The 9,691-nt window shown below is 53.5% G+C and carries 10 protein-coding genes; 5 read left to right on the forward strand and 5 right to left on the reverse strand.

Annotated features, from left to right (window positions below):
* Positions 1-5 precede the first annotated feature (5 nt).
* Genes WCI03_10915 through WCI03_10930 form a run of 4 tightly spaced genes read left to right on the forward strand, consistent with a single transcriptional unit; the run spans position 6 to position 3,050 of the window.
* Complete coding sequence (locus WCI03_10915; GenBank protein MEI8140365.1) at positions 6-488, forward strand: 2-oxoacid:acceptor oxidoreductase family protein; 483 nt, start codon at positions 6-8, stop codon at positions 486-488.
* An 8-nt stretch (positions 489-496) separates the two neighbouring features.
* Positions 497-1,822: a phenylacetate--CoA ligase gene (locus WCI03_10920; protein ID MEI8140366.1), complete on the forward strand. Its 1,326-nt coding sequence runs from the start codon at positions 497-499 to the stop codon at positions 1,820-1,822.
* Positions 1,819-2,253: an amino acid-binding protein gene (locus WCI03_10925; GenBank protein MEI8140367.1), complete on the forward strand. Its 435-nt coding sequence runs from the start codon at positions 1,819-1,821 to the stop codon at positions 2,251-2,253. The genes WCI03_10920 and WCI03_10925 overlap by 4 nt, the downstream gene beginning before the upstream one ends.
* 20 nt (positions 2,254-2,273) lie before the next feature.
* Positions 2,274-3,050, forward strand: coding sequence for an alpha/beta hydrolase family protein (locus WCI03_10930; protein ID MEI8140368.1), 777 nt, complete (start codon positions 2,274-2,276; stop codon positions 3,048-3,050).
* On the opposite strand, the gene WCI03_10935 is transcribed toward WCI03_10930, so the two are convergent.
* Complete coding sequence (locus WCI03_10935) at positions 3,047-5,185, reverse strand: TonB-dependent receptor (GenBank protein ID MEI8140369.1); 2,139 nt, start codon at positions 5,183-5,185, stop codon at positions 3,047-3,049. The two genes, WCI03_10930 and WCI03_10935, sit on opposite strands and share 4 nt — an antisense overlap.
* Positions 5,186-5,407: 222 nt before the next feature.
* On the opposite strand from WCI03_10935, the gene WCI03_10940 reads away from it, so the two are divergent.
* Positions 5,408-5,794, forward strand: coding sequence for a hypothetical protein (locus WCI03_10940; protein ID MEI8140370.1), 387 nt, complete (start codon positions 5,408-5,410; stop codon positions 5,792-5,794).
* A 1-nt stretch (position 5,795) separates the two neighbouring features.
* On the opposite strand, the gene WCI03_10945 is transcribed toward WCI03_10940, so the two are convergent.
* From WCI03_10945 to WCI03_10960, 4 genes are read right to left on the reverse strand one after another with little or no spacing between them, the layout of a single operon-like run.
* Positions 5,796-6,635, reverse strand: coding sequence for a metallophosphoesterase (locus WCI03_10945; protein ID MEI8140371.1), 840 nt, complete (start codon positions 6,633-6,635; stop codon positions 5,796-5,798).
* Positions 6,628-7,740, reverse strand: coding sequence for a GTPase HflX (hflX, locus tag WCI03_10950; GenBank protein ID MEI8140372.1), 1,113 nt, complete (start codon positions 7,738-7,740; stop codon positions 6,628-6,630). Before hflX ends, WCI03_10945 begins: the two co-directional genes overlap by 8 nt.
* A 7-nt stretch (positions 7,741-7,747) precedes the next feature.
* The gene (locus WCI03_10955; protein ID MEI8140373.1) at positions 7,748-9,178 is read right to left on the reverse strand and encodes an RtcB family protein; all 1,431 of its coding nucleotides are present in this window, start codon (positions 9,176-9,178) and stop codon (positions 7,748-7,750) included.
* A gap of 10 nt (positions 9,179-9,188) precedes the next feature.
* Positions 9,189-9,608, reverse strand: a complete 420-nt coding sequence (locus tag WCI03_10960) for an archease (protein MEI8140374.1) — start codon at positions 9,606-9,608, stop codon at positions 9,189-9,191.
* Between the last annotated feature and the right edge of the window lie 83 nt (positions 9,609-9,691).

Raw genomic sequence — 9,691 nt, forward strand, 5'->3', positions numbered from 1 at the left:
ATCCTTTGAAAACAGAAAAAACCACTAACATCCGAATCGCCGGACTTGGCGGGATGGGAATCATCAAAAGCGCCCAGGTTCTCGCAGAAGTCCTCTTCCGGGCCGGGTATGACGTCAAAAAAGCCGAGGTGCATGGCATGAGCCAGCGGGGCGGTTCTGTAACCAGCGATATCCGGTTCGGCAAGGAAGTTCTCAGTCCGATGATTCCGAACGCTGAAACCGATTTTCTCCTGATTCTTGCACCGGAAGAATTGGAGAACCACCGTCCCGCATTGCGACCGGCAGGCATCTTGATCAACGCCCAGTCGTTCGATAATGTTACCCTGCCCAACAAGAAGAGCCTGAACATCGCCATGCTCGGTACGCTCAGTCGACACCTCGACATCCCTGTTGAGTCCTGGCAAAAGACGATCTACGACATTTTCCCGGAAAAGCTGCACGCCATTAACCTGGCGTCATTCGAAGCCGGACGCCATCTCGATAAATAAGGAGCCTCATGAGCAATAGCCCCATCCATCCCGACAGCTATGCTGACTTTCTATGCCCTGACGAGTTGCATCGCATTCAACTCCACCGTCTTCAGGCCATAGTACAAGCCGCCTATGACAACGTTCCCCTGACACGAGGGCGAATGGATGAGATTGGACTCAAGCCGGAACACATTAAAACCATTGCCGACACGGCCAAACTGCCGTTCACAAACAAAACGGATCTGCGTGACACCTATCCCTACGGACTGTTTGCCCGTCCCATGAAAGAGGTCGTTCGCCTGCATGCCTCCAGTGGTACAACCGGCAAACCGATCGTAGTCGGGTATACGCGGGATGACATGAAAGTTTGGTCCAGTGTCATGGCCCGCACCTTCTGCGCCGCCGGGCTCAGTGAAAACGATGTAATCCAGAATGCCTTCGGCTATGGGCTCTTCACGGGTGGGCTGGGTGCTCATTACGGAGCGGAAGCCCTGGGGGCCACCGTCATCCCCATCTCCGGGGGCAACACCGAACGCCAGATCATGGTCATGCAGGATTTCGGAGTCACCGCCATTTGCTCCACCCCCAGCTATTTCCTTCACCTCATCGAATCCATCGAAGCCACGGGAACAGGCTTCAAGGATCTGAAGCTCAAGGCAGGTGTATTCGGGGCCGAACCCTGGACGGACGGGATGCGCGCCCACATTGAGGAGCGGGCCCATATCAAAGCTTACGACATTTACGGATTGTCCGAGATTATTGGCCCCGGGGTCGCCACCGAATGTTCCCAACAAAACGGACTTCATGTCTTTGAGGATCATTTCCTAATGGAAATCGTGGATCCCAAGACGAGCCAGGTTCTCCCTGATGGCGAAGAGGGCGAACTGGTTCTGACCACTCTCAGCAAACAGGCGATTCCCATGATCCGCTACCGGACCCATGATATCACCTCCATCATCCCGGAGCGCTGCGCTTGCGGGCGAAGCATCCGCCGGATCTGCCGGATTAGCCATCGCAGCGACGACATGATCATCATCCGTGGTGTGAACGTATTCCCGTCACAGATTGAGGCCGCGCTGCTTAAGGTGGAGCAATCACTTCCTCATTATCAGATTGTCCTGAGTCGCAAGGAAGGCCTGGATCAGATCGAGGTGCAGGTGGAGGTTACCGAGGAGATGTTCCGGGACCGGGTCAGTGCCCTTGAACAACTCCAGAAGAAATTCTCCCATGCCATTGAGCATGTCGTCGGCCTGCGCGCAAATGTCCGCCTCGTGGAGCCGCAGACGATTGCCCGGAGTCAGGGCAAGGCCAAGCGGGTAATTGATCAACGCAAGGAAGGGGTTGCCCTATGAAACTGAAACAACTCTCGGTATTTCTCGAAAACAAACCCGGACGCCTGAGCCAGCCCTGCAAGGCACTCGCCGAAGCAGGAATCAATATTCTCACACTCTGCCTCGCCGACACCGAGCAGTTCGGGATTTTACGCCTGATCGTCAAGGACTGGGAAAAAGCCAAAAACGTCCTGGAAAAAGCGGGCTGTGTCGTCAATGTCAGCGAGGTACTCGCCATCGAGATTCCTGACTGCCCCGGCGGTATGGCAAGCATTCTGGCCGTTCTGGAGCCCAGTGCCGTCAACATCGAGTACATGTATGCCTTCACGCTGAAGCGCGGCAGTAACGCCGTCCTGATTGCCCGGATCGAGGACGCAGATCGCGCCATCGAAATTCTTCACAAAAAGAACGTCAACATCCTGAGCGCTTCCACTTTCTACACCCTCAGCTAACTCCAAAAGGATCCGACTGTATGGCTCTTATTCACTGTGATTTCTTTTCCGACAGTCTCGGACTGTGCTCATCCATGACGGTCATTCTACCCCAAAATACCCGGAGCCAGATTGGAATGACCGGCAAGGCGGGTGACAAGAAACACCCCGTCCTCTATCTTCTGCACGGGATGTCAGATGACCACACGATCTGGTTGCGACGCACCTCCATCGAGCGCTATGTGTCCGATCTGGGTATCGCGGTCGTCATGCCGGCCGTGGCACGGAGCTACTACACCGACATGCACACCGGGCTTAAGTACTGGACCTTTGTCAGCGAGGAATTGCCCCGTCTGGCGGAATCCTTTTTTCCGATATCAGATAAACGCGAAGACACCTTCGCGGCAGGCCTCTCGATGGGCGGCTACGGGGCCTTCAAACTGGCACTAGCCAGACCGGAGAAGTTCGCCGCAGCCGCCAGCCTGTCCGGAGCACTTGACCCGATGGAACTGTCAAAACACATGCCCGACCGGATTGCAGAACATTACAGTATTTTCGGGGACAAGCCCGTTTACGGGACCGCCAATGATCTCTTCCACCTCTCCCATGAATTGGCGAACTCGAGTGCGGCCAAGCCGAAATTATTCCAGTGCTGCGGCACGGAGGATTTCCTCTATCAGGATAACCTGAAGTTCAAAAATCATCTAAATGCCCATAACTTTGACCTGACCTATGAAGAAGGCCCGGGCACCCATGAATGGGGATATTGGGATACCAATATTCAAAGGATCCTCCGCTGGCTCCCCTTAAGCCGTTAGAACGTGTAGCGGCCTGTCAGAACAACATTGCGGCCCGGCTCATTGCAGCCTGAGCCATGGATGCGGTAATCCTCGTCCAAAACATTCTCCACCGCCAGCGACAAAGCAAGGGAAGAGGTGACCTGGGAACCGACCCGGACACCAAACACCGCATACCCGGGCGTCCCGCCGGGAGGAATCCGCTGCGTATCGCGGAGGTCATCGGCAGACAATTTATCCGCCTTTTCAGCCGCATCACAAACCCCTTCCGCCCAATATTTCGCGTTATCAGTTTGCGCCCGCACCCCCGCCTGGACAGTCGGCGGCATGAGTCGAGTTATATAGTCACGCTGCTTTTGGGGGGAAGAAGTCGGATAGGAGTCCACCTCACCTTCCATCCAGCTGGCGCTCAACCAACCCGACCAGTTTTTCGTCACGGTCACAGTATTGAGCCATTCCACTCCCTGGATATAACCATTCCCAGAGTTTTTCTTGGTCACCTCATTTAGCCCATCAATCACCCGCCCGGTGGGAGCGCGGACGATCATGCTATCAATATCGGTGTAGTAATAGGTGAGCGCTGTCGAAAAATAATCGAAACGGGATTTTATGCCAGCCTCATAGGACAGAAAATGCTCCGGCTCGAGGTCGGACACCGGCGTTTCGATCTCGTTACTCCGCGCCGTATCCAGCCGCGTCAAATCGGACAAATTCGGAGCACGAAAGCCCTGCGACAGTCCGGCAAACACCGTATGCCGCCTATCCTGCGTCAGGGGATGCAAGAGGCGAAGTGATCCGGCAACAGTATCCCAGTCTCCCTCCACAGACATGACCTTATTGTTTTCAGGGTTCAATACCCGGTTGGCATCAACCTGTGCGGCCGTATATCTGGCCCCGGGGATCACATCCAATTGATCATTGAAAAAGCTGATCGTATCCTGCACATAAAAACCGACTGAATCATAACGGGCATCATCAGCGACAGGCCCCTGAATCGCCACTTTGCTCAAGGTGCCATTGGCTTTATATTTGTTCAGGTAAGAATCCACGCTGTCATGATAATACTCGGCCCCGTAAACCCAGTTTCCCAGAACGGTATCAGATTCCAATTGAAGCGAAGAACCCCATGTGGTGACGTCGAATCCCTGTTTCTCGCCGGTGCGGTCCTTCTTGACCCGTGATTCATCCTCCTGCTGATCCTGTCGCGATAGGGTTAACTTCATGCGATCGATAAACGTGTTTAAATTTTTCCCGGCATAGGTCACATAATCAAGATTCCGATGCTGGTCCAGAAACCGACTTTTCTCATCCCCTGCTTTCAAGCCTTCCCACGTCAACCCGTAGATGGTTTTATGGGTGCGCCAGACGTCATCCTGACTGACCGACTGATGCCCGACCGTTAACTGGTTATCCGGGTTGAGATTGACATCCACACGCCCGTCATAATCCAATTCATCATAACCGGTATGCTTCTGACGATCGACCTCATCGCCACCACGCAGGTCTCCATAGTTTTTAACCGAAACTCCACCGACAAATCCAACCTGCTCATTCAGCCGCGCCCCTAACTGCATCCTACTTGTGGTGGATCGTTCCGCACTGGCCCCACGGTAATAAAGCACCGGTGCCCAAACCGGTTGCCCCTGATAGTCCGACGGTGGCGCCACTGTCGTTGCATTAACCGCCCCCCCAATGGCATCACTGCCATACAGAACCGAGGAAGGCCCCATGACGATATCGTAATCGCTCACCGACAGGGAATCCACCGTACTCCAATACTGGTTTGGCCCATCACGAAACACGGAGTTGTTCAGGCGAACGCCATCAATGAGTAAAAGATTACGGAACCCCGTAAAGCCGCGGAAATAGGGCGAGCCCTGTCCATTCGCTGTTTTTTGGCCCATCACGGAGGGAAGCCCTTGAAATACTTCCGGGGTACTTCGAGCCGCCTTCCGGAGTTGGGTATCCTTCGCCTCCAACTTGTACGCCGTGTAAGGGACCGATAGTTCATCGCGCGGGATGCGCAGTGCCGTCACCACAAGGTTAGTGGCTGTCCCGCCCGGCTGACTTACACCCGCCATGGCCTCCACCATCATCGCTCCAAATATCGCCAACCTGATGCCTAAATACAATTTTCCCGCTACGACTGTTTTCATATAAGCTCCCTGATCATGGTTACGAGAGATAAACGTTTGGCGCCACAAAAAGGTTCACTAAAAAAAACACAGCCATCCGCAGTCGAGTGCCTGCCCACCTTCACATTAAATCCTTAAGGCATTTAACCCGGACATTTGTCACTATTTAGATCATTAAAGAACTAGTTGCTTCATCAATAGAAATATGCATAATGACCAACAAATAACGACAAGGAGCACTCCATGATCAATTTAAATGAATTATGTTCGGACGATCTAAAAAAGATAATGATTCTCCGTCAAAAAATCGAACTTCTGGAAACGGAAATGGCCGCGATACTCAAAAAGGCCGAAAAACGCCCCACCCCTTTGAGCGTGACCGTCCGTAATATGCGCCTCCCCCGCAAAGCTCAGCCGAGTTTGCGCACGATGATCAGTAACATTCTGATTGAAGCCGGGAAACCGATGTCGGTTCACGAGATTTATGATGCCAGTCTGGCGGGTGGCTATCAGTGGCGTTCGCAAGACCCCATTAACGCCCTGAACGTGAAAATGTACACCGATCGCTCTTTCAAAAAGGATTCTCCGGGATTATTCGTGCTCCGGAATCCTGAAAAAGCAAAAGCCTGATTTACCGCTTTTGCGGGCGTTCGGGATAGAGTGTCCAGTAATGGATACGGCCATCCTTGTATTCGTATAAGCGAAACGCTGGCTGTCGATCCCAAAAGCGGGCCAGCGCAGGGGCTGCATACACTGGCACTTCACCGATCCACACCATTTCATCACGGTGAAAATGTCCGGCGAACACCCCTTTGACACCGGGATATTTTTCGAATAAGCGCGCCCAGCGTGGATCCGACATCTCTCCCCATGATTCCGCATCCTTACCCTCATTTCCAAGTAAATCCCGCAGAGGCGGGCGATGCATAAAAATAAGGGCTGGCTCAGCCGAAGTCCCCAGCATCTTTTCAATGACCGCGCGCTCAATCTGCCACGCGCTGCACTTTTCCCCGCTCTGGATCTCGGTGCAAAGGAATAAACACGCCACCCCTTTAACCATGACCTTCTGGGACGTTGGCCCGAAATTTTCCTCAAAAAGGAACTGCGTCCGTCCAAAATCATCCTGAAGGAGATCATGGTTTCCCGGGACACAATAAACAGGGGCTTTCAACTCCTTGAGTACTGCGACGCCATCCCTGACAATCTGTTCATTTCGGATTGAGTCCGAGAATATATCTCCCGTGAGCGTCACAAACTCTATTTTAACAGGCAGTTGGTTGATCATTTCGACAGCACTTCGGGTCATGGCCATACCATCCTTGGCACCCCAATGTGTGTCGGTTATCTGGACGAAATAAAAATGGGAACCCGTGGCGACCGCCGCCTTCTCGATCTCCCGTGCCGGGGCACATCCACCCACCAGAATCAAAATCAACACAATCCACTGCTTTACCCGCAATTTCTCAACCATTCTGGTTCCTCCCGGAAATCATCTCTATCAACCGTGTTTTCAAGGCATCAATCCCTTCCCGGTTCAAGGCCGATACGGCCATGGAGCCCGGATACATTTTGAGTAATTCTGAAATATTTCCGCAGGCGGCAGGCGTGTCGCATTTATTGAATACAAGAATTGCCGGAACTTTGTCTGCACCAATCTCGGTCAGATTTTCAAACACCACCTCACAATGCTCACTCACATACGGATGCCCGGCATCCGCCACATGCAGCAAAACATCGGCCTCAGCCACCTCTTCGAGAGTGGAGCGAAACGAAGCAACCAGACCATGAGGCAGGTGTCGGATGAAGCCTACTGTATCTGTCAATAATGCCTCAACCCCGTCCGCCAGGCGGATCAACCTGCTTTTGGTATCAAGCGTGGCAAATAACCGGTCATCCACATAGGCATCTGTTCCTGACAGGGTATTCAACAGGGTGGACTTTCCGGCATTGGTATAGCCCACCAAACTGACCGCCGCCCAGGGCCGTCGTGCACGGGTCCGTTCACGGCGCTGCTGAATGGTTTCCAGTTTGTCTTTCAAGTCCTTGATGCGCCGCCGCATCGGCTCGTTGCGCAACCGTAAGGGACTCTCGCCCGGCCCCTTCATACCGATCCCCCCGCTAAAACGCGCCTGTTTTTCGGAAACAGGCAAACGTCCAACGAGATATTGAAGCTGCGCCAACTCGACCTGAATCTGGGCCTCGGCAGACCGCGCACGCCGAGCAAAAATTTGGAGGATTACCTCGGTGCGATCAATCACCTTGACCCCAATCGCCTGATCGAGGTTATTCACCTGAACAGGCGAGAGTTCATTGTCAAATATCACAAGATTGGCATTCACCTGCTGACATGCAAGCTTGATCTCCTCGATCTTACCCTCCCCGATAAAATATTTAGGCGTTGGGGCCGGTCGATTTTGTGAGAGTGTCCCGAGTACCACCGCCCCTGCGGTATCCGCCAAACGCTCAAGCTCCTCCAGAGAGTCCTGCGCTACAATTCGCCCGGCACGGCCAATGACCACCTGAACCAATAAAGCCCGCTCGCTGGCAATCTGACTAAGCTGCCCTTTTGTACTCATTCTTAATTTATCCCTTCACGCAAATCATGGGCTCCAATCGAGCCACCAGCCGTGCGAGTCCGGCTCCGGCCGTTGCACGCACGACTTCACTGACATCCTTATACGCCGCCGGCGCCTCTTCAGCAACGCCGCGATACGACCGGGTTTTGATGGTAATATTCCGCCGCCTCAATTTCTCAACCACATCCTCGCCACGATATTGCTTTAACGCCTGGCTTCGACTCTGACTGCGCCCCGCTCCATGACAGGCGGAACTAAACCCCAATTGATCCCCTTCGGCCGTTCCAGCAAGAATGTACGAGGCAGTTCCCATCGTGCCCCCTACCAATACTGGTTGCCCAACTTGACTATAGCACCCCGGCAGATCAGAATGCCCAGGTCCTAAGGCGCGAGTGGCACCTTTGCGGTGCACAAACAGCTGCTTCTTCTTCCCCTCCACCTCGTGATCTTCAAGCGAACAAAGGTTATGCGAAACATCATACAAAAGATTTAAAGGGGCTTCGCCCAGCACGGAACAAAACACTTCCCTGACAAAATGAGAAAGGATCTGGCGATTCGCCAACGCACAATTGGCTGCCGCCCGCATAGCGCCATAATAGCTCTTCCCGGGCGGAGAATATGCCGGAACCGACGCAAGCTCACGGTCGCGAACGTTAATGCCGTAATCACTTGCTTCGATTACCATCCGTCGCGAAAATTCGGTAGCCACCTGATGGCCCAATCCCCTTGAACCGCAATGAATGCTGACCACTACACCCTCCGGAACCAAGCCATAGGCACGAGCAATGGACTCATCAAAAATCTCTCTGACAACTTGAATCTCCAGATAGTGGTTGCCCGCCCCCAGCGTCCCCATTTCTTCAACTTGCCGCTGGCGCGCCTCTTTTGACACTTGGGCCGGATCGGCATCCTCGCATCGCCCTTGGCTTTCAATTCGCGCTACATCACCCTCCATCCCATATCCCTGCTCAACAGCCCATCTGGCCCCTCCTGTCAACATAGCGGTCATGTCGCGGGCATTTAAACGTAAGCGACTGGTACTGCCTACTCCGGCGGGAACGTGATAGAAAAGGGCATCACCCAACTTATCACGGACGGCCTGCAGATCATTGTAACAATAGGGGGTTAGCAGCGTCCTGACACCACAAGAAATGTCGAAGCCGACCCCACCGGCCGAGATCACTCCTCCGGCCTGCGGATCAAAGGCCGCAACCCCGCCTATCGGAAACCCATATCCCCAATGGGCATCAGGCATGGCATATGCCGCTCTCATGATCCCCGGCAAGGCAGCCACATTCGAAAGTTGCTCAAAAACCTTGTCATCCAACTCTTCAATCAGGGATTCTGAAGCATATAGAAGTCCAGGCACCAGCATACTGCCCGTCATGGGTATCTCCCATGCCCATTCAGATCGCTTGATGAGTTTTGCCTTATTCATTTATGCCTCCTCACACATCGACCACACACTGTGCCATCCACTGTCCCTGCGCATCCTGACCTACCTTCAACGCATAGTAGGTGGCCGCCTTGACCTCAACGGACGGCTCATGTCGATCACTATCCACGGCTTCACCCCATAACTCGCCCCTCAACCGCCCTTCCTGAATTTTTACACAAAACCTAGAAAACACCATCCTCCTTAACGACATTTCCCGAAGGATACTGTTCAGCCAATCCGTAAACAACAATTCACAATCCGGGGCCTCACACTTCACCATTACCCGGGTGGATTGAGCCACTCGCTCCAAGGGCACCATGACGGACACCATCGCCATCCCCGCCTGTTCAAAGGCTGACTCCAGAGTAGCCCCAAACCCACGGACTCCAATATCCGCCTGATGTTCAAAATGTTCCCAACTCGTAGTCATATTTCAAACTCCCCTTCAGGTCATGTTACCAGGGCAGACGCATCTAAATTGCAGGATTTCTGGCCATTTTGGCTCAATCTGAC

The organism is bacterium (assembly GCA_037143175.1).
In the GTDB taxonomy this organism is placed as follows: Bacteria; Verrucomicrobiota; Kiritimatiellia; order CAIKKV01; family CAITUY01; genus JAABPW01.

What these genes read in the sequence shown, in the direction of transcription:
- WCI03_10940 (MEI8140370.1), top strand. Translation starts at nt 5,408, where the DNA reads ATGATCAATTTAAATGAATTATGTTCGGACGATCTAAAAAAGATAATG.
- WCI03_10955 (MEI8140373.1), bottom strand. Translation starts at nt 9,178, where the DNA reads ATGAATAAGGCAAAACTCATCAAGCGATCTGAATGGGCATGGGAGATA.
- WCI03_10925 (MEI8140367.1), top strand. Translation starts at nt 1,819, where the DNA reads ATGAAACTGAAACAACTCTCGGTATTTCTCGAAAACAAACCCGGACGC.
- hflX (MEI8140372.1), bottom strand. Translation starts at nt 7,740, where the DNA reads ATGAGTACAAAAGGGCAGCTTAGTCAGATTGCCAGCGAGCGGGCTTTA.
- WCI03_10945 (MEI8140371.1), bottom strand. Translation starts at nt 6,635, where the DNA reads ATGGTTGAGAAATTGCGGGTAAAGCAGTGGATTGTGTTGATTTTGATT.
- WCI03_10935 (MEI8140369.1), bottom strand. Translation starts at nt 5,185, where the DNA reads ATGAAAACAGTCGTAGCGGGAAAATTGTATTTAGGCATCAGGTTGGCG.
- WCI03_10960 (MEI8140374.1), bottom strand. Translation starts at nt 9,608, where the DNA reads ATGACTACGAGTTGGGAACATTTTGAACATCAGGCGGATATTGGAGTC.
- WCI03_10930 (MEI8140368.1), top strand. Translation starts at nt 2,274, where the DNA reads ATGGCTCTTATTCACTGTGATTTCTTTTCCGACAGTCTCGGACTGTGC.
- WCI03_10920 (MEI8140366.1), top strand. Translation starts at nt 497, where the DNA reads ATGAGCAATAGCCCCATCCATCCCGACAGCTATGCTGACTTTCTATGC.